Annotated in this window: 19 protein-coding genes and 4 tRNA genes; 13 read left to right on the top strand and 10 right to left on the bottom strand. The window is 45.4% G+C overall.

Annotated elements, in window-relative coordinates; genetic code table 11:
• The first annotated feature begins 62 nt into the window (after positions 1-62).
• Positions 63-2,246 carry an EAL domain-containing protein gene (locus ACMXYR_RS13545; protein ID WP_415901994.1) on the top strand — a complete coding sequence of 728 codons (2,184 nt, stop codon included), beginning with the start codon at positions 63-65 and terminating at the stop codon, positions 2,244-2,246.
• Positions 2,247-2,385: 139 nt separating this feature from the next.
• Positions 2,386-3,120, top strand: coding sequence for a glutathione peroxidase (locus ACMXYR_RS13540; RefSeq protein WP_415901993.1), 735 nt, complete (start codon positions 2,386-2,388; stop codon positions 3,118-3,120).
• Between the two features lie 104 nt (positions 3,121-3,224).
• Here the strand turns inward: ACMXYR_RS13540 and ACMXYR_RS13535 are convergent, their stop codons facing one another.
• The 3 genes from ACMXYR_RS13535 to ACMXYR_RS13525 form a co-directional block, all read right to left on the bottom strand.
• Positions 3,225-4,061 (bottom strand): S1 RNA-binding domain-containing protein, encoded by an 837-nt coding sequence (locus tag ACMXYR_RS13535; protein WP_415901992.1) that lies wholly within the window; start codon positions 4,059-4,061, stop codon positions 3,225-3,227.
• 183 nt (positions 4,062-4,244) lie between these two features.
• The gene (locus ACMXYR_RS13530) at positions 4,245-5,585 is read right to left on the bottom strand and encodes a DUF1329 domain-containing protein (RefSeq protein WP_415901991.1); all 1,341 of its coding nucleotides are present in this window, start codon (positions 5,583-5,585) and stop codon (positions 4,245-4,247) included.
• A 28-nt stretch (positions 5,586-5,613) separates the two neighbouring features.
• A complete protein-coding gene (locus ACMXYR_RS13525; RefSeq protein ID WP_415901990.1) occupies positions 5,614-7,527 on the bottom strand; it encodes a DUF1302 domain-containing protein in 1,914 nt (637 codons plus the stop codon).
• Between the two features lie 282 nt (positions 7,528-7,809).
• Here ACMXYR_RS13525 and ACMXYR_RS13520 point away from each other — a divergent pair, with 282 nt between their 5' ends.
• The 10 genes from ACMXYR_RS13520 (at position 7,810) to ACMXYR_RS13475 (ending at position 16,817) form a co-directional block, all read left to right on the top strand.
• Positions 7,810-8,868, top strand: a complete 1,059-nt coding sequence (locus tag ACMXYR_RS13520; RefSeq protein WP_415882356.1) for an AraC family transcriptional regulator — start codon at positions 7,810-7,812, stop codon at positions 8,866-8,868.
• A 207-nt stretch (positions 8,869-9,075) separates the two neighbouring features.
• The gene (locus ACMXYR_RS13515) at positions 9,076-10,854 is read left to right on the top strand and encodes an acyl-CoA dehydrogenase (protein WP_415901989.1); all 1,779 of its coding nucleotides are present in this window, start codon (positions 9,076-9,078) and stop codon (positions 10,852-10,854) included.
• Positions 10,855-10,894: 40 nt separating this feature from the next.
• Entirely contained in the window at positions 10,895-12,544 is a 1,650-nt protein-coding gene (locus ACMXYR_RS13510) for an electron transfer flavoprotein-ubiquinone oxidoreductase (protein ID WP_415903655.1), read from the top strand.
• Between the two features lie 177 nt (positions 12,545-12,721).
• Positions 12,722-12,809 (top strand) — tRNA-Ser (locus ACMXYR_RS13505).
• A 17-nt stretch (positions 12,810-12,826) separates the two neighbouring features.
• A tRNA-Asn gene (locus ACMXYR_RS13500) sits at positions 12,827-12,902 on the top strand.
• A gap of 11 nt (positions 12,903-12,913) precedes the next feature.
• Positions 12,914-12,989 (top strand) — tRNA-Lys (locus ACMXYR_RS13495).
• A 41-nt stretch (positions 12,990-13,030) separates the two neighbouring features.
• Positions 13,031-13,106: transfer RNA gene (locus ACMXYR_RS13490), tRNA-Lys, on the top strand.
• Between the two features lie 397 nt (positions 13,107-13,503).
• A complete protein-coding gene (locus tag ACMXYR_RS13485) occupies positions 13,504-14,436 on the top strand; it encodes a diguanylate cyclase (protein ID WP_415901988.1) in 933 nt (310 codons plus the stop codon).
• A 112-nt stretch (positions 14,437-14,548) separates the two neighbouring features.
• Entirely contained in the window at positions 14,549-16,186 is a 1,638-nt protein-coding gene (locus ACMXYR_RS13480) for a sensor domain-containing diguanylate cyclase (protein ID WP_415901987.1), read from the top strand.
• 31 nt (positions 16,187-16,217) lie between these two features.
• The gene (locus ACMXYR_RS13475) at positions 16,218-16,817 is read left to right on the top strand and encodes a GNAT family N-acetyltransferase (RefSeq protein ID WP_415901986.1); all 600 of its coding nucleotides are present in this window, start codon (positions 16,218-16,220) and stop codon (positions 16,815-16,817) included.
• 1 nt (position 16,818) lies between these two features.
• On the opposite strand, the gene greB is transcribed toward ACMXYR_RS13475, so the two are convergent.
• Positions 16,819-17,325, bottom strand: a complete 507-nt coding sequence (gene greB / locus ACMXYR_RS13470; protein WP_415901985.1) for a transcription elongation factor GreB — start codon at positions 17,323-17,325, stop codon at positions 16,819-16,821.
• Positions 17,326-17,440: 115 nt separating this feature from the next.
• Here greB and ACMXYR_RS13465 point away from each other — a divergent pair, with 115 nt between their 5' ends.
• Positions 17,441-17,872 (top strand): hypothetical protein, encoded by a 432-nt coding sequence (locus tag ACMXYR_RS13465; RefSeq protein ID WP_415901984.1) that lies wholly within the window; start codon positions 17,441-17,443, stop codon positions 17,870-17,872.
• A 21-nt stretch (positions 17,873-17,893) separates the two neighbouring features.
• Here ACMXYR_RS13465 and ACMXYR_RS13460 read toward each other — a convergent pair whose 3' ends face one another.
• The 6 genes from ACMXYR_RS13460 to ACMXYR_RS13435 all read right to left on the bottom strand — a co-directional run bounded on the left by ACMXYR_RS13460 (position 17,894) and on the right by ACMXYR_RS13435 (position 22,128).
• On the bottom strand, positions 17,894-18,277 hold the full coding sequence (locus ACMXYR_RS13460; RefSeq protein WP_415901983.1) for a hypothetical protein: 384 nt from the start codon (positions 18,275-18,277) through the stop codon (positions 17,894-17,896).
• Positions 18,270-18,542, bottom strand: coding sequence for a hypothetical protein (locus tag ACMXYR_RS13455; RefSeq protein WP_415892460.1), 273 nt, complete (start codon positions 18,540-18,542; stop codon positions 18,270-18,272). Before ACMXYR_RS13455 ends, ACMXYR_RS13460 begins: the two co-directional genes overlap by 8 nt.
• On the bottom strand, positions 18,539-19,369 hold the full coding sequence (locus ACMXYR_RS13450; RefSeq protein WP_415901982.1) for a putative RNA methyltransferase: 831 nt from the start codon (positions 19,367-19,369) through the stop codon (positions 18,539-18,541). Before ACMXYR_RS13450 ends, ACMXYR_RS13455 begins: the two co-directional genes overlap by 4 nt.
• A 2-nt stretch (positions 19,370-19,371) precedes the next feature.
• Positions 19,372-20,517 carry a succinyl-diaminopimelate desuccinylase gene (dapE, locus tag ACMXYR_RS13445; RefSeq protein WP_415901981.1) on the bottom strand — a complete coding sequence of 382 codons (1,146 nt, stop codon included), beginning with the start codon at positions 20,515-20,517 and terminating at the stop codon, positions 19,372-19,374.
• Positions 20,518-20,699: 182 nt separating this feature from the next.
• Positions 20,700-21,731 (bottom strand): 2,3,4,5-tetrahydropyridine-2,6-dicarboxylate N-succinyltransferase, encoded by a 1,032-nt coding sequence (gene dapD, locus ACMXYR_RS13440; protein WP_415901980.1) that lies wholly within the window; start codon positions 21,729-21,731, stop codon positions 20,700-20,702.
• A 52-nt stretch (positions 21,732-21,783) separates the two neighbouring features.
• Entirely contained in the window at positions 21,784-22,128 is a 345-nt protein-coding gene (locus ACMXYR_RS13435; protein ID WP_415896925.1) for an ArsC family reductase, read from the bottom strand.
• Positions 22,129-22,135 lie beyond the last annotated feature (7 nt).

The raw sequence follows: 22,135 nt of genomic DNA, 5'->3' as shown, positions 1-22,135 counted from the left end.
GCTGAATGGTCACATTGATCAAAAATGTGACGGTTTGATCAAATAGAGAGCTTGTATTACTCATGATGCACCGGATTTTAAAGTCACTCACACAAAGGCCTTTCGCGTTTTCTGCGATTGTCTTTGTCGTCGTGATGATGGTGTCGGCTTTCTTTGTTAGTCACGAATTTGAGCGTATCCGCGAAAATATAAAACAGCAGGCCTTTGTAAATCTTTTGACCTTAGGTGCTAGGCTAGAGGGCGAAGTTAATTCCCATCTTGTCGTTTTACGAGGGCTTAGAGCTGAGGTCGCAATCAATTCCGATATTAACCAGTCTGAATTTTCACGGCTGGTTGAAGAGTATCTCCAAACAAAACTCAGTATTCGTCATATCGGGCTAGCCCCTGATCTGGTAATTACTAATATTTATCCTTTTAAGGGTAATGAGGCCGCATTAGGTTTGGATTATCGAGAAATGCCTGATCAGTTGCCAGCGGTCATGGAATCAATCAAGCGAAATGAAATTATTTTATCAGGCCCTGTTAAGCTCGTTCAGGGTGGTTCTGGATTGATCGCTCGAGTTCCTGTGTTTATTGGCGAAAATCGCAATATGCTCTGGGGGATTGTCTCTGCGGTAATAGATGACGAAGACTTGCTACAGAAAGCTGGAATAGATATCCGTCTTTGGGGCAATGATATTGCTTTGAGAGGCAGTGATGGCTTAGGTGTCGATGGTGATGTGTTCTTTGGTAATAAGGAAACCTTCCATCCAGATGCTGTGACGGTCGATGTTATTTTGCCTTTAGGGCGTTGGCAGTTAGCTGCTTATCCTCAAGGAGGCTGGCAGGTTAAAAACAGGCAGGTACTTGGTTATTGGTTGATTAGCTTGTTGGTAAGTTTTGTCTTGGCGATGGGTACCTATTTAATTGCCATTAACTATCGAGAAAAACTACAGGCGATAGAAACAGCAACATACCGTGCAAATTACGATGCTTTAACAGGCTTATCGAATCGCTACCATTTTAGCCAACAGCTTCAGTCGATGATTTACGATCATCAACGTCATAACCATCTGTTTGCGCTCTTCTTTATTGATCTCGATTATTTCAAAGAGGTGAATGATAACTGGGGGCACCATACCGGTGACGAGTTGTTACGCCTGTTTGCAGGGCGTATGAGGAGTATTGTACGCAGCGATGATCTACTCGCGCGTTTAGCGGGCGATGAGTTCGTTATCATTCTACGTGATATTGAATCGGCCACGCAGGCTGAGCTACTTGCGGAAAAACTTCAGATGGAACTTGGCGAACCTTATCTGATCGATGGCCAGTACCTTTCTGTAACCCATAGCTTAGGTATAGCTATGTATCCTGAAGATGGCCACAGTATGCAGCAGCTACTGCAGAATGCCGACCGTGCTATGTATGCTGCAAAACGAGCAGGTAAAAATAGAATCTTCTTCTTTAATGATGCTTTGAGTCAGGAAGTGAAGCATCATGTGCAGTTACATAACGATATCTTGACTGGCTTGCGCGAAGGGCAGTTTGAACTGCATCTGCAACCAATAGTTGCGTTGGATTCACAAGAAATTGTGAAATGTGAAGCCCTTGTTCGTTGGGCTCATCCAGTTAAAGGTATGGTTTCACCTGCTGATTTTATTCCTGTTGCAGAGCAAACCGGCGCTATTCGTAGTTTAGGTGAGTGGATCTTAGATGAAGCTTGTCATTTGTCTGGTAAATTTAAACAAGCGGGAATAGATATGCAGATATCTATCAACCGCTCTGTTGCTGAGTTCTTCCCTAAAGATGCTGATGGCCGTTGGTTGCAAATTATTGATTCTCACGATGTCGATCATAGTAATTTAGTGTTTGAAATTACCGAATCCTTACTTATGGGAGGGGGAGATAACCAGTTAGATAAGATTAAGCGCTTGCGTGATCAAGGGATTGCTTTTTCTATCGATGATTTTGGTACGGGTTATTCTGCGATTAACTATCTGCGTCATTATCCAGCGGATTACTTGAAAATTGATCGTAGCTTTGTGATTGATCTATTGGATGACGAGCAAGATCGAACGCTAGTTGAAGTAATCATAAAAATGGGCCAAACCCTTGGTATCAAAGTGGTGGCTGAAGGTGTAGAAAATCAGCAACAGCTTGATATGCTCCGCGAGTTTGGTTGTGACTACGTTCAGGGATACTTCCTTGGGCGTCCTGCACCCTTTGATCAATTCTTGGAATACCTTCCTGAAGAGATCCATTCCTAATTTATAAATATAAACATCGTTTATAGCTTTTAGCTATTTAACGGTTAGTTATGTTTAATTATTTTTATTTAACATTTTTACCTATAGTAACTCTATCGAAGCGCAAGTCATCCAGACGCGACACATAGAGGAATAAGTCATGCTACAGAATAGCGAAGGTAAGAATATCCCAGCAGTAACTTTCCACACTCGTCAGGGTAATGAGTGGATTGATGTAACGACTGAAGAACTTTTTAAAGGTAAAAATGTAATCGTATTCGCACTACCAGGTGCATTTACACCAACATGTTCTAGCACGCATTTACCTCGCTACAATGAGCTTGCACCGGTTTTCGCTGCAAATGGTATTGATGACATCATCTGTCTATCAGTAAACGATACGTTTGTAATGAACGCTTGGGCTGAAGATCAGCATGCGGACAACATCACTTTTATCCCAGACGGTAATGGTGAGTTTAGTGACGCGATGGATATGTTAGTAGATAAAGAGAATCTAGGTTTTGGTAAGCGTTCATGGCGTTACTCCATGTTGGTGAAAGATGGCGTGATCGATAAGATGTTTATCGAGGCTGACCTTCCTGGCGACCCATTTGAAGTATCTGATGCCGATACCATGTTGGATTACATCAATCCGCAAGCAGAACAGCCGAAACGCGTAACAGTATTGAGCAAGCCGGGTTGTCCACATTGCACACGTGCTAAGAAAGCGCTATCTGACAACGGTTACAAATACGAAGCGATTGAGCTAGGTAGCCACGGGGTAAGTTTCAGCACGCTACAAGCGGTTTCTGGCCACGGTACAACGCCACAGATCTTCATCGATGGTGAATTGATTGGCGGTGCTGATGATCTAGAAGCGTGGTTGAAGGGATAAGCCGACGTTTTTAGAAAGCTTAAGGATGAACAGGAGAAACAAAAAAGCCGTAGCAAATCTGCTACGGCTTTTTTGTTTTCCTCTTATTTTTATCAAGAGGGATCTTAATCTTTTAAACGCAATCCGCCCGGCTCAATGGTGATCTTGCCCTGTTTTAGTAGAGCGCCCACAGCCATTTTGAATGCCTTCTTGCTGATGCCGAAGTGCTTGTAGATTAATTCAGGAGAAGATTTGTCGTTGATGGTGATAAAACCTTCTTGTTCATCCATCATATCTAGGATCTGTTGAGCGGTATCGACTACCTTGCTGTATCCCGGCTTTTGCATGGAAAGGTTGATCTTGCCGTCCGCGCGTACTTCTTTGATGTAACCTTTAAATTTTTGACCAGGATAAACCGTTTTCAATACATCGCTACGGAAGATTAGGCCCCAATGCTCGTGGTTAACAATCGCTTTTTGGCCTAAATCGCTACGATTGGCTATGACTAACTGCACTTCTTCACCCGCTTTGTAGTTAGCAGGAGTCTTATCCAAAAATTTATCTATCTTGGTGGATGCCACAATACGGTTGGTATTTTTATCCAGATATAGACGTACTAGATAGCGTTTGCCTACTTCAACTGGGCGGTTCTTTTGTTCGCTGTAAGGCAGTAATACATCTTTGGGAAGGCCCCAATCTAAAAATGCGCCTACATCGTTTATCTCAGATACTGGCAGCATAGCGAATTCATCGACAATGGCTTTCGGAGTTTCCGTGGTCGCGATCAGATAATCGTCGGTATCTAGATAGATAAATACGCGGATACTGTCGCCGACTTCTAAATCTTCTGGACAGTAGCGTTTTGGTAGAAGAATTTCGCCTAGTTCACCTGCATCCAGATAAACGCCAAAATCTTTCTCTTTGATCACTTCCAGAGTGTTGTATTTGCCGATAGCGGCCATGGGAAAACCTTTCGATAATGAGTAGATGGAGCAGCATTGCTGCTAAGCACAGTATTATCCTAGTCCATCGCCCAATATAAAAGCTCTAAAACGAAAAAAGCCTCCTTAAAAATAAGGAGGCTTTCTGCGTATCAGAATAAGATAGGATTATTCGTTTACGCTACTTGCTTGCATGGGCCTGGTTTATTTACCCATGCGGCGGATCGCCTGCGGGGTAAAGTCTTTATGTTTAAAGCGTTGGCTAAAGTCGAATCCATTGCCTTCTTCGTTGGTCAAACTACCCACTAGGTATCGACCAGATTGAAGATCATAGAGGGCTTCAGCAGTGAGCCAAGGCACATTTACATCACGGTATTGGAACTGGTGGGATTCACCTACACGCCATAACTCACCACGACCGTCGTAGTGATCGACTACAGCAATCTGCCAGCTATCTTCATCAATGTAGAATGTACGTTTCGCGTAGATGTGACGTTCACCATCTTTAAGCGTTGCTTCTACTTTCCATACGCGATGAAGTTCGTAACGCGTTAGTTCTGGATTCATATGGCCAGGTTGAAGGATGTCCTCATACTTTAATCCGCGATCAGCTAGCTTGAAGCTGTTGTATGGAATGTAAAGCTCCTGTTTGCCAACAAGGTTCCACTCGTAGCGATCAGGAGCGCCGTTGAATAGATCAAGGTTATCGGTCGTACGTTGTCCATCACTGGCTGTGCCCGGTGCGTCATAAGCAATTTGAGGCGCGCGACGAACACGACGTTGACCTGCATTGTAAGTCCAAGCCTGACGAGGTTGCGTAATCTGGTTCATAGTTTCATGAACGAGTAACACGTTGCCGGTTAGGCGAGAAGGTGCTTTAACTCGCTGTACAAAGTAGAACAGGATATTGTCATCTTTTTTAGCGTCAGAACCGCCTTCTAAAGCGCTCGGCCAAGACATCTTTTCGTTAATCTTTACCGCAGTAAAATTACCGTTAGCTTGTACAGGCACCTGTACAAACGTCCTTTCCAGTGCGCCGCCACGATAGCGTGTCATATGATTCCAGATAACTTCTAAGCCGTTCTCTGGGATAGGGAAAGGGATTGCCGTTTCAAAGCCTGATAGGCCGTTGCCACCATCGGTTAGTTCTGCGCTGGATGCATTCTGTTTTGCTGCTGCATAAACATCTGCTGGTAATGCAGCTGTACGATGGGTTGGGTACACAGGTATAGAATAACTATCAGCATACTTCTTTAACATCGCCATCTGGCCGGGTGTAAGATTATCCTTGTACTGATCAGCATTGGCTGCAGTGATTGTGAATAGTGGCTTTTCGCTTGCAAACGGATTGCTGTATCGATCAGAACCACTTTCTAAACCACCGGTCCATGCCGGAATCGTACCTGCTGCATTACCCGCTTTTTCCGCACCGATTGGGGTCAGTTTATTACCCAGTTGAGCTACCTGCTCAGGCGTTGCGGCATAAACGCTTGCCGAAGCAAAAAGAATCGCCGAACTCAGCAGAAGTTTCTTGGTATTGAACATAGTGTATATCTCCATTTATCTGCTGATCTTAGAAAGAAACGGATGCGCTAATTGATAGGAAGTCACGGTCTTCAATAGAGTTGAAATCTCCACCAAAGAAGTCTGTATAAGAAAGCTGAACGCGGTATTTATTCAGGTAATCAGCTGTCAGGCTCAGACCAAGTGTTTTCTCATCTTCATTAAATGCTGCACCAGGTTGCGGGCCATAACCTTCTAAACCGTGCTTAAAGCTGATTTGTGGTGTTAGATTCACACCGGCAAAAGCATTCGGATAGTTTAAGTTAGCGCGTAGTACGTAACCGTAAGAGTCTTGAGTTACGAAACCATCGGTATCACCAGCAGCATAACCAAATGCACCGTTACGACCGTATTTAAGCGCGTTGGCACTCTCGTCCAAGTCGTGTACGTGAGTCCAAGCTAATTCACCTACCATGGTTAAACGACTAGCTCCGAGTACTTGATCGTAGAATTTAACGAAGCTGGTTTGAACTTGGGTAACATCAAAAGGAGTGAAACCAGAAACCTCACCGCCTGCACCTGCTGATGCTATTAGATTATCGGCTGCAGTATTTCCGATACCGCCAATATTTTGTTGAAGAATAGCACCAACCAAAAGAGGACCATTAATCTGGATTGGAACATCAGTCTTATGACTGATTTCACCGGACCAAGCGATATCACCAATATTGGTGTTAAAGCTTAGACCAATCATTTCGATATCTTCTGGGTATTCAACGAAATATTCGGAATCAAATGCTGCAACTACGGCAGCTGCAGTTGGGCTCACACCACCCGCTATGGTTGGTAGATCACCTGCTGTTACAGAAGAGTTCACACCACTAGTTACAGGAAGGCGGCTGTGGTATCTAGATAGATACAAGCCGAATTCAGTGTTGTTTAAGTCTTCTGAAAAATAACGAAGTGCGAGACCAAACTGGCCATCGTCATCAGCTTCTCTTCTGCCATCTTCATGTCGATTAACTACGGGGCTGATTGGTGACGCTAGGTCAGCTCCTGATAATGCCCAAACGCCTCCTGCGCCTAAGGTGTTGAAATAATCTTGATCGGAAACGTTAACGCCAAGAAGTGCCGACAAGGTTGGGTTTGTTGTTTGAATTCGGATGCCATCGCAACCTTCACCTACAAAGTCATTGTTGGAAAAGTAGGTTCCGCAACCATCTATAGCAGTTGGTTCCCATTTGAGTTGATAGAAACCTTCTACACTTAAATTATCGGTTAGGCCAAAGGACGCGAATGCCATATTGACGGGGAGTAGGCCTTCTTTGACTTCTGCCCCAGGGCGACGGAAAGCGTTAACATCAAACGGATTAATTGCGTTTAAACCGCCTTGTATGAATGTACTTTCGCCCCAGTTAACAACTTGGCGGCCTATACGAACATCAAGTGGCTTTTCACCTAAATCAAATGCGCCATACCAGTAGGCATCTAATACTTCGAATCCGCCAAATTTGGCGTAATCGTTAAATTCAGAATCGTCTAATTCTGCACCGGGATCATATAGGTTAGGTGAGTGTCCATGGTTTCTTGAGCCGGATTCTAACTCAGCGTCGTACCAGTATTTAGCACGGGTGAAAACGCCCATATTTTCGTAGCGTAGCTCTAGATCATGCACGCCCTTAACTATCTGAGAAAAGGTTTCACCTTTATCAAAGTTCTGGTTGCCGTCATCGTAGCTACCGGATCCAAGACTAGTACCGCCGTTACCTTTCGAAATTAGCTCTGAAGATGCGTCATCCATACGCCAGCTGGCTCCCATTGATATTTGAGAGTCAAAGCGTCCCTCGATATCACCGAGATTAAATTCTATTGCTTGAGCCTGATTAATACTTACTGCACTACCTATCAGTAACGGCAGTAGTTGGCGTTTAAACACCATGGATGGTTTTTTGCTGCGACGCAAAATCCAGTTTTTTGTTGCCATTTCGTTCACCTAGCGTTGTTATTTTTTTAAGGCGCAAATTGTTTTTTCTATCTAAATCCATTGCTTCTACTCAGTAGGTTTGCAGAATGGGCTCTACAGAGCAGTTACAGTATCTTTAACGCTATCCATGTTCACTGGCTTAACAAAATCTCTCAATAACAATTGAGAGCAAAGTTATTAACAAAATAGTTCGTTAGCTTGAAATTATTAACATAATAGTTCATGAATAAGAAAGGGAAGTGCGTTTCATCAAAAAATAAGAACAAAATAGGTTAGAGAGTCATGGAGCGTAAAATTACCGTACCCGCTGGGTACGTCCGTCACTTATTGCAGTTAGTTGAAGAGCAGGGCTTCAGTGTCGAACAGCTGTTGACCCATGTCGGTATCGATCCGGCCGAAATTGGTAATCAGACTGAATTTCCGGCGGATAAGTTTGGTTTGCTCTATCAGCGTATTTATTACATCGCTCAAGACGAATATTTCGGAATGTTGAGTGGTGGTAAGGTGCCAAATGGGACATTCCGCATGATGTGCCATTGCTTGATTCACTGTACAACGCTAGAGAAAGCGATCTATCGTGCCAGTGATTTTCATGAGATCTGTCGCGGCACAAAAGTTAAACCTTATCTGGTGCGCAAAGGACGTTTTGCCAAGGTTTCGTTTACCACAACGGACGCGGCTGAGGTCTCTATGGAGGAGATTTTAAAAGACGAAATACCAGGGCGTATTCGAACCTCGCTATCGATGTGGCAGCACTTTTTGTGCTGGTTGATTGGTAAAAGGTTAGAGCTGAAAGCAGCCTATTTTTCCTTTGCTGAGCCAGACGATGTGGCGCAATACAAAACCCTTTTTCAGTCAGAAGTGAAATTCGATCAGCACGATAATGCTATCGTTTTTCCAGCGCGCTATTTGGATTTTCCGATTGTTCAAACGCCTGAAACCCTACGTAGTTTCTTAAAAACAGCCCCTTATCAGCTAATCGTGATGGTGGATGATGACACCAGCTTGAAGTCCCAAGTGGTGGCTCTGATTGGTAAGGACTTCAGTCAGGATCTGCCAAGTGCAGAAGAAGTAGCGTACCGACTGCATATGTCGGTATCGACACTGCGGCGTAGATTGTTGGAAGAAGATACTTCTTATCAAAAGATTAAAGATGAGTGTCGCAAGCTAGCTGCGCTTAACTATATGAATTCTCCACAGTTATCGATCAATGATGTTGCAGGGTTGATGGGATTTGAAGAGCCCTCCGCCTTCTTTAGGTCATTTAAAAAATGGACCGGCATGACCCCTGGAGAATATCGGCGCAGTGACAGCTATTGCCAGCAATTAGCAGATTCATAAAGTTTTAATTAGGCCCAATTTACAGGGCCTTTTTTGTCTTTAGAACGTTTTTGTTAGTTATTGAGGTGTGAAATGTTATTGCTGGATATGGATGCTGGAACGATTATGTTAATAGCATTTCCCAATGTGAATTAACGTCGAGTTATTACAATAAAAAGCCTGAGCCGATCTAAGCGGTAAGCAGGTTAAGACGGAGCAAGTTATACAATGAGCGATTATCGATACCCGTATCAAGATGGTGTTTTTGTCTTGAATGAGCTGGTGGGGTTAGAACAGATTTGTCATTCAGCAGGTCTAGAAGAGTTTGCTGAAGGCTTGGCTGAAGCGGTTTTAGATGAGGCTTCTAAGCTAGGCACGGAACAGCTTGCTCCTCTAAATGTTGTTGGTGATCAGCAAGGTGCCAAGTTAGTTGATAACCAAGTGCAGGAAACGCCGGGTTTTTCTGATGCTTACCAACAGTTTTGTGAGGGTGGCTGGCCATCGCTTGCGGCTAATCCTGAATTCGGTGGTCAGGGCCTGCCTAACGCACTCTCTGTTGCGGTTAACGAAGTGTGGCAGTCCTCCAACTTGGCTTGGGCTTTATGTCCTCTGCTGACTCAGGGCGCTATCGAAGCGTTGGAAACACATGGCAGTGAACAGCTACAGCAGCACTACCTTCCTAGGCTGATCAGCGGTGAGTGGACGGGCACCATGAACCTGACAGAACCTGATGCAGGTACCGACTTGGCCGCGCTGAAAGCGCGTGCTGTACCAGAAGGTGATCACTACCGAATTACTGGCCAAAAGATCTTTATTACGTGGGGCGACCATCAGATGACTGAGAATATCGTTCATCTGGTATTAGCGCGTTTGCCTGATGCTCCGGCCGGTGTAAAAGGGATCTCTCTATTTGTCGTGCCAAAATTCCTGTTGGATGAAAATGGCCAAATGACTGATCAGCGCAACGATGCATCGGCAGTTGCTCTTGAGCACAAGCTCGGTATCCACGGCAGTCCTACCTGTGTGATGAGTTTTGGTGATAACGATGGTGCAATTGGTTACTTGGTAGGTGAGGAAAATAATGGCCTCGCATGCATGTTCACTATGATGAACGATGCACGCCAAGGTGTGGGCCTGCAAGGTTTAGCAATTTCTGAACGTGCTTATCAACAGGCGTTGGAATATGCCAAAGAGCGCGTCCAAGGCACATTAAGAGATGGCTCTCGTGTCACCATTATGAAGCACCCTGATGTACGTCGTATGTTGTTGCAGATGAAATCAGGCGTTCAAGCAATGCGTGCATTAACTTATGTTGCTCGCGCTGAAAGTGACCTTTGTCAGCATGCTCAGGACAGTGAAAAGCGAGCTAAACATCAGGCACGAACGGATCTTCTCACTCCGATTGTTAAAGGTTGGGTGACAGAGTTAGCCCAAGAAATGACCTATCTTGCAGTACAAGTGCACGGTGGTATGGGCTTTATCGAAGAAACAGGCGCTGCACAGCACTACCGCGATGCGCGTATCTTGACGATTTATGAAGGTACTACCGGTATTCAGGCTTTAGACCTGATCGGTCGAAAAACCTTGGTAGATAGTGGTGCTGCGCTCACTGATCTACTGAGCGAAATTGCTAGCGATCTTGATCAGATATCCGAACCTGAACTGCAAGATTTGGTTAGCGCTACCCGTGATGCCCTTGCCCATGCAGAAGACGCTAAAAAGTGGGTATTGGAAACCGCGAGTAAAGATCAAGCAGCAGCTGGTGCAGCCAGCGTCAGCTTTATGATGTTGCTTGGTTATCTGTGTGGTGGCTGGTTATCGGTTAAATCAGCCAGCATTGCTCAAGCTAAGCTAAATGATCCTGAAAGCGATCAACCATTTTTAGAAAGCAAAATTGTATCGTCGCGCTTTTATGTAGAGCAGTTGCTACCACGTACGTCAGGTCTGTTGAGCGCAGTCATGGCGGGTGGTGATGCGGTGATGCAGCTTTCTGAAGAGCAGTTTTAAGTAGACGCCATATAGGTGAGAGAGGTGAGTTATGAGTGATATGGCGCGTGAATCAATGGAGTTTGATGTAGTCATTGTTGGGGCAGGTCCTGCTGGATTATCCACAGCCTGCCGTTTGATGCAGCAAGCTCAAGAAGCGGAAAAAGAACTAACGGTTTGTGTGGTAGAAAAAGGCTCTGAAGTTGGGGCACATATATTATCGGGCGCAGTCATTGAGTCTCGCGCTCTAGATGAGCTGTTTCCTGATTGGAAAGAGCAGGGGGCGCCGTTAAATACGCCGGTGACCGAAGATCAGATCTTTATGCTCAAAGATGAGGAAAAAGCCACCCAAGTTCCGAATATGCTGGTTCCTAAAACTATGCATAACAACGGCAACTATATTGTTAGCTTAGGTAACTTATGTCGTTGGCTGGCCGAGCAAGCTGAGCAGCTTGGAGTGGAAATCTTCCCTGGTTTTGCTGCAGCTGAAGTTCTTTACCATGAAGATGGTAGCGTTAAGGGTGTAGCGACGGGGGATATGGGTCTAACTGAGTCTGGTGAGCAGAAAGATAGTTATATGCCGGGTATGGAGCTGCATGCTAAATACACGGTGTTCTCAGAAGGCTGTCGTGGGCATTTAGGTAAAGAGCTGATAGAGCGCTTTGATCTAGCAGCAGACGCCGATGCTCAACATTATGGCTTGGGTATTAAAGAGCTGTGGGATATTGATCCTGATAAGCATAAGCCCGGTCTAGTTGTGCATGGTTCAGGCTGGCCATTGAGTGATGGCGCGAGTGGTGGTTTCTTCCTCTATCACACAGAGGGTAATCAAGTGGTTGTTGGCTTGATTATCGATCTGAACTACTCCAATCCATATTTAAGTCCGTTTGATGAGTTTCAGCGCATGAAACATCATCCAGTTTTGAAACAGTACCTAGAGGGCGGTAAGCGCGTCTCCTATGGTGCTAGGGCGATCACGAAAGGCGGCTTTAATGCCTTGCCTAAAATGACCTTCCCGGGTGGCATCATTGCCGGTTGCAATGCCGGTACGCTTAACTTCTCTAAAATTAAGGGTACGCATACGGCAATGAAGTCGGGCATGTTGGCTGCAGAAGCGATTTTCGATGAGTTAACTCAGTCGGGTGAGGGTGGTAAAGAGCTGAGCGGTTATGCGCAGAAGTTTGAATTCTCTTGGTTGTATGATGAATTATTCCGCTCACGTAACTTTGGCCCAGCGATGCATAAGTTTGGTCCGTTGTTAGGTGGAGCCTTTAACTACATCGATCAGAATATCTTTGGCGGCAAAATTCCATTTACGCTGCACGATACTCATGCAGACTATGCTCAGCTGAAGCCTGCTTCTGAGTGCAAAGAGATTAGTTATCCAAAACCTGACGGTGAAATCAGCTTTGATAAGCTCAGTTCAGTGTTCCTCTCCAATACTAACCATGAAGAGGACCAGCCTTGTCATCTTCAGTTGCAAGATGAAAGCATTCCTTTAGGTTCAAACCTATCGACTTATGCTGAACCTGCGCAGCGATATTGTCCAGCAGGGGTGTATGAGGTGATTGAGGATGAACAGGGACAAAGATTTCAAATAAACTCGCAAAATTGTCTACACTGTAAGACCTGCGATATTAAAGATCCGGCCCAAAATATTAAGTGGGTAGTCCCAGAAGGTATGGGCGGACCAAATTATCCAAATATGTAATTTGTAGAAATCCGGTGAAGCGTGTTTATCCGGTTGTTTTTTAATCGTTTCTGGTTAATCTTTAGTCGAATTTCCAGAAACTGAAAAAACTTTGAAAAATAATCAGTTTTTTTGAAAAAACAGTACGTAATTAGTTGACACAAAAACTCATTACGATAATATACGCGCCGTTCCTGCGGAGGGATGGCTGAGTGGTCGAAAGCACTGGTCTTGAAAACCAGCGGTCCGAGAGGGCCCTAGGGTTCGAATCCCTATCCCTCCGCCATTTACTGGAACAGCAGTTCCCTGATAGCTCAGTTGGTAGAGCAGTAGACTGTTAATCTATTGGTCGCTGGTTCGAGTCCAGCTCAGGGAGCCATCTTAAGAGTTGGGTCGTTAGCTCAGTCGGTAGAGCAGTTGGCTTTTAACCAATTGGTCATAGGTTCGAATCCTATACGACCCACCACTCTTAAACTTCTTTAGCGAAATTCTTTCGCAATCTTATGTGGGTCGTTAGCTCAGTCGGTAGAGCAGTTGGCTTTTAACCAATTGGTCATAGGTTCGAATCCTATACGACCCACCACTTTAAGAATCCAGCCTTGAGCTGGTTTTTTTATGCCTGAAATTCAGCACGGCTTCGCCGCTTAGGACGCCACTTCGTGGCTAGAGGACGCAGCTACGCCTAGAGATCGCTTCGCTCGCTAGTTGTTAGAAAAACCTTTACTAGCTATTCCTGCGCAAACTTAAAATCCTGTCTAGCCACTAGCCACTAGCCACTAGCCACTAGCCACTAGCCACTAGCCACTAGCCACTAGCCACTAGCCACTAGCCACTAGCCACTAGCCACTAGCCACTAGCCACTAGCCACTAGCCACTGATCTTAAATTTTCTGAACTATTGATCCAGCACGCACTCTATTTCTTGAATAAATGCTAAATTTAGTGAATGGTTTATATACAGCTATTTATTTAGAGGGTTTTATGTTGCATCCCGACCAGTGGGTAATCGAGGAGAAGGATGATCTGGTGCCATTGGATAAGTGGCAGAAAACAGTGGATGTGATGGCGCGTATCTTTCAGGCTCCCGCGGGCTTTATCGTTCAGTATCGGCCGAAAGGCTATCAGGTAGTGATTGCCAGTGATCAGGAATCGAATCCATACCCTGCGGGGGTAGAGATTGCGCCGGATACCAATATCTTTTGTAAAAAAGTAGTTCAGGAAGGGCATGAACTATATGTCAAAAATGCCCAAGAGGATCCTGCCTGGGATACCAACCCCGAAGTTGCTGATGATGGTTTTAGCTCCTACCTAGGTTTGCCGGTGCAGTGGCCATCGGGTGAGCCGTTTGGAACCATCTGTGTTATGGACTTTGAAACCACCGATTACCGCTCTGAATACCTCGATCTAGTTAGTGAATTTAGGGATCTAATCGAAGCAGATCTTCGCTTACTTTCTCAGTATGAAGAGATTTCCAACTTAGCAATGACCGATGAGCTAACAGGGCTCTATAACCGTCGTGGTTTTATGTCGGTCGCAACGCATTATTCGGTACTCGCTAAACGCACGGGAATGACTCTAGGCTTGCTCTATTTGGATCTAGATGACCTCAAAGGGATTAATGATCAACAGGGTCATAGCTCGGGAGATCAAGCACTCAAGCACCTTGCAGAAGCTATTCGAGTCGCTATCAGAGAAAATGATATCTCTGCGCGTATGTCAGGTGATGAGTTCGTCGTACTTGCTGCAGCAGAGACGCAGGCCGACTTAGATAAAATTGCCGAACGTATCAACCAAGGCCTTAAGGAAAACAATCTTAGTGTCAGTATTGGCAGTGTGATGTTGCAAGGTAATCAGGCTATTGAGTATTGGTTGGAGCAGGCTGATAGCAAAATGTACCAAGATAAAAGCAGTTAGCACCTTCCTTCGTGGCTTTAAGCGGACTATATCTTGTAACCCTTATTTATTGAGGGTAAAACTAAAAATACAGTTATATTAATTTTGTAAGTTGCTATAGGCCATATTTCATATGGGTACTGATCCTAAGTCCCTCTCATCAAGCTTGAATGATATCGATGGATCGATTCTCAGTTATATAAGTGATCCGGTTTCTATCGTAGATAAGCATTATATCTATCGTGCAGTAAGCCGTGGCTATGAGCTTATGTTTCAACGGCCTGCTTCAGAGATCATAGGAACTCACGTTAGGGATCTTCATGGTGACGAAGTATTCAACGGTTTTTTGAAGCCCGCATTAGATAGAACGTTGGCTGGGGAATCCTTTGAATTTCAATTTTCTAGACCAGACCCTGAGGGCAATCTCCTCCATATTCATAGTAAACATTCCGTTTATAGCGGTCCTTTAACGGATGGCTTGGGCGTGGCAGTTGTGGCCCGAGATATAACTGAGCTAGTGAATGCAACCCAAAAACTAGAAGAGGAACGTGCTCTTCTAAAAAAAGAACGAACTCTGCTTAAGAACATAATAAATACGCTACCGGACTTTATCTTCGCCAAAGATGATGAGGGGGTATACCAGGTAGTGAACCGCAGTTTTGAAGAGTTTATTAATAAGCCTTCGAATGAAATCTTAGGCAAAACTGATGCAGACCTTATGTCCAAGGAGTCTGCGGGCTATGTTCGGGGCATAGATGCTCAGGTTCTGAAGACCGGAAAGGCTCACAGGGATGATGAATGGGTTGCCTATGAGGATGGTAGGCGTCGATTACTGGATATGCATAAACTGCCGTTAGTGAATGAAAGCGGTGAAGTAAATGGGGTTTTGGGTATTGGCACTAACGTTACGTTTGAAAGTCAGGCTGAGCAGAATCGTCAAATAGCTTCGGTATTCTTCGAAGTGACCAATAACCCCTGCTTTATTCTAAATACTCAGTCGGAAATTTTAGCTGCAAATTCAGCTGCTCAGAGGGCATTTGATTTAGATGCGAAACCTAAAGGCTCCGTATTTGATTATTTTTTTGATGCGGCAGGTGGCAAGTGCAATATTGAAGAGTGCTTAGGAACTAATCATTATTGGAGCGGAGAGCTCTGTGACAACAAAAATAGTACTTATTTTGCTTCGCTTCATAAGGTTGCTGCCCAATCTAAATTAGCTGACCGATTTGTCTTGGTTTTTCAAAACCCAGAAGGTCATACCCAGGTTGCTCAGGAGTTGCTGACAAAAGCTTATGAAGATCCCCTTACTAAGCTGCCAAATAGACGGTTATTCTTTTCAAAATTAGAGAGTGCTTTAATTCGCGCTGAGCGTCAGTTGAAAAAGATAACTGTACTGTATATTGATCTTAATAGTTTCAAGCCTATAAATGATAATTTTGGGCATGAGGTTGGAGATAAGGTCTTAATTGAGTTAGCTGGAATCCTAACCTCTTGTTTAAGAAAAACAGATATCGTTGCTCGGATTGGCGGTGATGAGTTTGCTGCACTGGTCGACACAAACTCATTGGAAGAAGCTAATCTCATTGTAAGTAAGATTCATCAAACTATAGAAAAATCATTCTCTGTAGAGCAATTACCTAATCATAAAATCAGTGTCAGTATTGGAATCAGTTGTTTTCCAGATGATGCAGGCGCAGCTGAAGAGCTATTACGCATTGCTGACCAAAATATGTATAAAGCGAAACAGAAATATAAGTCTCAATCTGCATAGATAGGCGTAGCGCATTTAGTTATTCTATTTAATGAATTCTAAAATCGTTATATTCCCTCTAAGCAAGACTGTTGTGATGACCTCTCTAACCACCGAACGACTTATCCTTCGCTCTTGGCGAGACTCCGATTCCAAGCCATTCTTTGAGCAGATCAATGCCGACTCTGATGTGATGGAGTATTTCCCAAGTACGCTTTCTCGTGAGGAAAGTGATGCATTGGCGACTGAGCTACAGCGGCGTATCGATGTGAATGGTTGGGGCTTATGGGCAGTTGAAGAGAAAAGTTCAGGTCAGTTTATAGGTTTTGTTGGCTTAAATAGTCCTTTGATTGAACTGCCTTTTACACCATACGTTGAGGTGGGGTGGCGGTTGAGTAAAGCATTTTGGGGTAAAGGTTACGCGACTGAGGCTGCGACGAAAGCATTGGAAATTGCGTTTGCCGAGTTAGAGCTTGATGAGGTGGTGTCGTTTACGGCTGTTCCTAATTTGCGCTCTCAAGCGGTAATGACACGTTTGGGGCTGCGTGACACAGGGGAAAACTTCAACCATCCTGCTGTGCCATCGGAAAGCCCACTGTACGAGCATGTATTGTTTAAAATCACGCGTGATGAGTGGGCTAAATCGCTTTAGCTTAAGCGTACTCGATTTTGGTTATCTCGTACCAAACTTCGCTGCCATCCGGTTTTTGTAAGCAGACTTCTTCGCCGAGCTGTTTTTTTAGAAGTAACTTGGCTAGAGGGGAATCCATAGAGATGTAATCAGAGCCAGCGCCGATCTCATCAGGGCCGACGATGCGGTGGCGTTTCTCTTCATCCTCTTCATCTAACAGCGTAACCCAAGCGCCGAAAAATACGGTATCGCGTTTATCTGGGGCTGGAGCGCGGTCTACTACCACCATATCTTCTAAGCGTTTTGATAGGTAACGAACACGGCGGTCGATCTCTCGTAGCTGCTTTTTGCCGTAGATGTATTCTGCGTTCTCTGAACGGTCCCCTTGAGCGGCAGCTTCCTTTACCGATTGCGTTACTTCGGGGCGTTTTACTTTCCAAAGATATTTCAGCTCATCGTTCAGCTCTTTATAGCCTTCGGCTGTAATGTACTTGGAACTTCGAGGTTGAGGGGGGCGCCATCTTCCCATGTTGGATTTATCTCTAATTTTTCTGTGATTTTCAGTAAAGAAGTTTAGCGTTTTGCCGATACAGTCGTCACTAGTTTCAATACTAGATTGTTACTTCCGGTTGTAGATAGGTTTTATGCGTACAGAACAGATTCAAACTCGAATAGAGGGCTATACCTCCAATCTGAGCCAAGCGGTTCAGAGTGGTAGTGGTGCGCAGTTCTCTATGCTGCTGAGTTTGATTCATTCTAACCAGCAATTGGTGAAGCCGGATGCTGTGCCTGCTGTATCGGATGCAGAGTTTCGTTTACCGGAAACCCAGTCCAAATACCCTGATCCAAATGAGTTACATGATGGTCAGGTTGTAGAGCGATTGAATATGGCCGTGCATGATGGTTTAGTGGGTGATTTTGCCTATGTGAATGGCTATCTGCATAGCCATAGCAATACGCCACGTCAGCAGCAGTTATCGTCGGATGAGTACGCTAAGGTTGCGTTGATGTCGACTGGTCAGTTGATGATCGATGAAATTGAAAGCTCCCGTTCGCAGATCCGTACGGCAGCTTAAGTAGGTTCTTAATTCAGGCGCCTAAGTGCGCCACTGAATCTTTTCTGCTTCGCCCGCTTCTACCTTCCAGTATTCATCTGGATCATCACCATCGTTCCAGCCGCCAGCAATGCTTCGCACTTGTGTGTCCATCTCTGAAGACGCCGCATGTGCGCAGTCTAAGTCTTGCGCCCAAGGGCTCTTATCTGATTTCAGCCATACGCTAGCCCATGCTTTGCCAGCCACTTTTTCGTGGATCATGACGGGTACGGAGTGCTCACCGAAGCGCAGGCTTAGCTCGTGGATATTGCCTTTTGAGGAGATGATATCCAGTTGGTCGGCATGTGACTGAAGCCAGTTAGTGATTGAATCAAAAGAGCGATTCTTTACGTAGATTTCGATATCAGGGTGTCGGGTGTCAGTCATTTTTGTCGTCGCTAATAAAACGGATGATGCGTAGTACGCTGAGGCTAAGATAACCTACGGCCGCCAGTATGATCCCTGCCACTATGATGATCAAGCCAATCAGGGCAAGAATCTCTTGAGCTACTGAGCTTTTCAATGCAAATTCGGCGGCACCTAGGATAAGTACGCCGACAAAGAAGGCGACAAATCCGATGCCAAAGATCACTAAGTTTTGGCGAGGGTTGTCGGCTCTATGTTTTAGCCAGCGTTTCAGGGTTTGCTTCATAAGCGGGTAAATTCGCCCAAATTCACATCTAGGGTGAGATCTAGCTGTTCTTGGTCGATGATCTTTTGTTGTGCTTTAGCTTTGAGGCGCTGGCCGTGCGGGGTCATAGCCAATAAAGTGCTGATCTCCTCAGAGCTATTGAGTGAAAACTGGTAGTTAACAGTTACCTGTTTAGATAGCTCAAACTGCTCTTTTAGCGTATCAACCGGATTAAAGTGGCTCTCTCTAATCTCACTGTAGATCAGTTTGCGTAGCTCGATCAGGTGATCGGCGCCCGGCCAAGCAACAATTAAACTGCTGCCACCTTTCATTGGTTTCGCCAGTGCTTCAGGCATTAAGCGGCTAAAGAGTACCAGTTGCAGGTCGAGCGACTGATCTGGCACTGGTGTGTCAGCACCGGAAGCGACTAACCATTGAATCTTTTTGGTTCGAGCACAGGCTGCTTTTACCGCATGTTTGGAGATATCTAGGCCGGTGAGCTCAACAGATTGATCGTTGGCTAGTAGGTGCTGGTGGAGGCGGTCTGTGTAATAACCTTCACCGCAGCCCATATCTAGAATGTGAGCGCTCTCTATATCTTTTAGCTCTTCTAGAGCTAGCTGATTGATCTGGTCGGAGAGTGCTTGGTAGTGGCCGCCATCTAAAAACTGACGGCGGGCTTGTACCATCTCTGTATTGTCACCCGGATCTTTAGAGCGCTTTTTGTGGGCCAGTAATAGATTCCAATAGCCCTGACGCGCTGCATCAAAACTGTGGTTGTTCTCGCAGCGCATATTTTTGCCCTGCTGCTCCAGCAAGGATTTACAAACAGGGCAAGTGAGTTGCATTACTAGTCCTTAACCAGCAGGCGAGCCATAACGTTCTCGTAAAGATCAGATAGGGTATCTAGATCTTTGCAGCTGATGCGCTCGTTCACTTTGTGGATAGTCGCATTGATTGGGCCAAGCTCGACCACCTGTGCGCCTGTTGGTGCGATAAAGCGGCCATCAGAAGTACCACCAGACGTGGATAGCTCAGTGTCCTGACCTGTAATCGCTTTGATCGACTGCTGGCATGCTTCTACCAAATCGCCTTCAGCGGTTAGGAATGGGTTGCCAGAAAGCGTCCAGTCGATATCCCACTCTAGATTGTGCTTGTCTAGGATATCGCGAACACGGGTTTTTAATTCATCCGCCGTTACTTCGGTAGAGAAGCGGAAGTTGAACATGATATCCACATGACCTGGTACAACGTTAGTTACGCCTGTGCCGCCGTTAATATTAGAGATCTGGAAGCTTGTTGGTGGGAAGAAATCGTTACCTTCATCCCAAACTTCAGCCGCTAGTTCTGCCAATGCAGGCGCAGCCATGTGAATTGGATTTTTTACTAGGTGTGGGTAAGCAACGTGACCTTGAACACCGCGAATAGTCAGTGCGCCGCCTAGAGAGCCGCGACGACCGTTCTTAATGACATCGCCTACGTGTTCTGTACTTGAAGGTTCGCCAACGATACACCAAGTGATCTTCTCGTTGCGTGCTTCAAGGTGATCAACTACACGAGTCGTCCCGTTCACCCATGGACCTTCTTCGTCACTGGTGATCAGTAGTGCGATAGAGCCATCGTGATCTGGGTGGTGTTCTACAAAACGCTCTAGCGCTGTAATGAACGCCGCTAGGCTGCCTTTCATATCCGCTGCGCCACGACCGCAAAGCATACCTTGTTCGATATGCGCTTCGAATGGTGGGAACTCCCAGCGCTCTTCAGGGCCAGAAGGAACAACGTCAGTATGACCTGCAAAGCAGAAAACTGGACCTGAATCGCCACGGCGAGCCCAGAAGTTAGATACCTCTTCAAATTGAAGGCGCTCAATTTTGAAGCCTAGGGCCTCTAAGCGTTCAATCATGAGATCCTGACAGCCTGCGTCTTCAGGTGTTACAGAGCGGCGGCTGATAAGGTCTTTGGCCAATTCAATTGTTGGAGAGAGGTGCTGAGTCATAGTGAGGTTCCGTTAGGATGACGCGTGATATAGAGAAAGGCTTAAGCTGGAAGCTAAGCGTTATGAGCGCAGCTTAGTCGAGGCGGAGCTTAGTGAGGAAGCAGAGTTTACATGTAGTAAATGAGCATTCCGAACTAAGCTCCAACGCTGAATAAGCAAGCGCAATAGCTTAGAGCCAGCTTTTAGTTGTGCTTGTGTAGCTCTTCGTTCAACTCAATCGCAGACTTGTTAGTCTTAACTTCGATGCGACCGTTCTGAGAGTTGCGACGGAACAATAGGTCTGGCTTGCCAGCAAGGTCAGCAGCTTTAACCGTGCTAACTTCGTTGTTCTGATCGTCAAGGATCGTTACTTTAGAGCCAGCAGTTACGTATAGGCCAGCTTCAAGTGTACAACGATCGCCTAGTGGTAGACCTAGACCTGCGTTTGCACCTAGTAGGCAGTTTTCGCCTACAGAGATCACAACGTTGTTACCGCCAGATAGTGTGCCCATAGTAGAGCAGCCACCACCAAGGTCAGAACCGTTACCTACAACAACACCTGCAGAGATACGGCCTTCGATCATGCTTACGCCAAGTGTACCCGCGTTGAAGTTTACGAAACCTTCGTGCATTACCGTTGTGCCTTCACCTACGTGAGCACCTAGACGTACACGAGAAGCGTCACCGATACGGATACCAGCAGGTACAACGTAATCAGTCATTTTCGGGAACTTATCAACAGAGTTAACTGTTAGAACACGGCCTTGAGCACGTGCAGCCAGTTGACGCTTTGGTAGGTCGTCTAGAGATACAGCGCCATCGTTAGTCCATGCAACGTTTGGTAGAAGACCGAAGATACCAGTTAGGTTGATACCGTGTGGCTGAACTAGACGGTGAGAAAGTAGAGAAAGCTTTAGGTAAGCTTCTGCAGTGCTTGTTGGGTTCTCGTCAGACTCAAGGATGCAAAGTACTAGTGGCTGTTGAGTGCCTTCTAGGATCTCTACGATTTCAGCTTGGTCTTCAGCGCCTACAGATAGAAATGCAGCTTCTAGATCTTTTAGCTGAGCTTCTTTGATTTCGATTGCAGCGTTGCCACCTGTGTAGCCAACTTTTTCAGCAACAGCGTTAACCATCGCATCGTCTGCGTTCAGCAGTGGTGCGTTGTAATAAACTTCTAGCAGTTCGTCAGCAGAGGACTTAGTGCCTACACCCAAACCGAATGCAAAATTCGCCATGATATTCTCCAGAAATATAAAATTTAAAATTCGTTACGTTGTTGCAGTACGCTTAACTGAAAAGCGCTGCGTATTCTGTATCTTTAAAACCTACTTTGCGTTCACTTCCGGTATCCAGAAGCGGGCGCTTGATCATTGCTGGGTGCTCCAGCATGAGCGCAATGGCAGAGGCTTCATCAATATTGTTCTTAACTTCGTCCGGCTGCTGACGCCATGTCGTACCGCGTTTATTGAGCAGTAGTTCCCAACCTAACTCATCAACCCAAGTTTTAAGCTGTGCTTCTTCTAGGCCATTTTTGCGGTAATCGTGGAACTGGTAATCGACACCGTTCGCTTCCAGCCATTTTTTAGCTTTCTTGATTGTGTCGCAGTTAGGAATGCCATACATAGTAATCATATGGGGC

Origin of the sequence: Neptuniibacter sp. QD29_5, from assembly GCF_047778125.1 — a bacterium.
GTDB lineage: Bacteria > Pseudomonadota > Gammaproteobacteria > Pseudomonadales > Balneatricaceae > Neptuniibacter.
Note: the sequence above shows the minus strand (reverse complement) of the source record. Positions and strands in the feature narration are given on the sequence as shown.

Coding starts and splice junctions, on each gene's coding strand:
- ACMXYR_RS13545 (WP_415901994.1), top strand. CDS start 63: ATGATGCACCGGATTTTAAAGTCACTCACACAAAGGCCTTTCGCGTTT.
- ACMXYR_RS13540 (WP_415901993.1), top strand. CDS start 2,386: ATGCTACAGAATAGCGAAGGTAAGAATATCCCAGCAGTAACTTTCCAC.
- ACMXYR_RS13535 (WP_415901992.1), bottom strand. CDS start 4,061: ATGGCCGCTATCGGCAAATACAACACTCTGGAAGTGATCAAAGAGAAA.
- ACMXYR_RS13530 (WP_415901991.1), bottom strand. CDS start 5,585: ATGTTCAATACCAAGAAACTTCTGCTGAGTTCGGCGATTCTTTTTGCT.
- ACMXYR_RS13525 (WP_415901990.1), bottom strand. CDS start 7,527: ATGGCAACAAAAAACTGGATTTTGCGTCGCAGCAAAAAACCATCCATG.
- ACMXYR_RS13520 (WP_415882356.1), top strand. CDS start 7,810: ATGGAGCGTAAAATTACCGTACCCGCTGGGTACGTCCGTCACTTATTG.
- ACMXYR_RS13515 (WP_415901989.1), top strand. CDS start 9,076: ATGAGCGATTATCGATACCCGTATCAAGATGGTGTTTTTGTCTTGAAT.
- ACMXYR_RS13510 (WP_415903655.1), top strand. CDS start 10,895: ATGGCGCGTGAATCAATGGAGTTTGATGTAGTCATTGTTGGGGCAGGT.
- ACMXYR_RS13485 (WP_415901988.1), top strand. CDS start 13,504: ATGTTGCATCCCGACCAGTGGGTAATCGAGGAGAAGGATGATCTGGTG.
- ACMXYR_RS13480 (WP_415901987.1), top strand. CDS start 14,549: ATGGGTACTGATCCTAAGTCCCTCTCATCAAGCTTGAATGATATCGAT.
- ACMXYR_RS13475 (WP_415901986.1), top strand. CDS start 16,218: ATGAATTCTAAAATCGTTATATTCCCTCTAAGCAAGACTGTTGTGATG.
- greB (WP_415901985.1), bottom strand. CDS start 17,325: ATGGGAAGATGGCGCCCCCCTCAACCTCGAAGTTCCAAGTACATTACA.
- ACMXYR_RS13465 (WP_415901984.1), top strand. CDS start 17,441: ATGCGTACAGAACAGATTCAAACTCGAATAGAGGGCTATACCTCCAAT.
- ACMXYR_RS13460 (WP_415901983.1), bottom strand. CDS start 18,277: ATGACTGACACCCGACACCCTGATATCGAAATCTACGTAAAGAATCGC.
- ACMXYR_RS13455 (WP_415892460.1), bottom strand. CDS start 18,542: ATGAAGCAAACCCTGAAACGCTGGCTAAAACATAGAGCCGACAACCCT.
- ACMXYR_RS13450 (WP_415901982.1), bottom strand. CDS start 19,369: ATGCAACTCACTTGCCCTGTTTGTAAATCCTTGCTGGAGCAGCAGGGC.
- dapE (WP_415901981.1), bottom strand. CDS start 20,517: ATGACTCAGCACCTCTCTCCAACAATTGAATTGGCCAAAGACCTTATC.
- dapD (WP_415901980.1), bottom strand. CDS start 21,731: ATGGCGAATTTTGCATTCGGTTTGGGTGTAGGCACTAAGTCCTCTGCT.
- ACMXYR_RS13435 (WP_415896925.1), bottom strand. CDS start 22,128: ATGATTACTATGTATGGCATTCCTAACTGCGACACAATCAAGAAAGCT.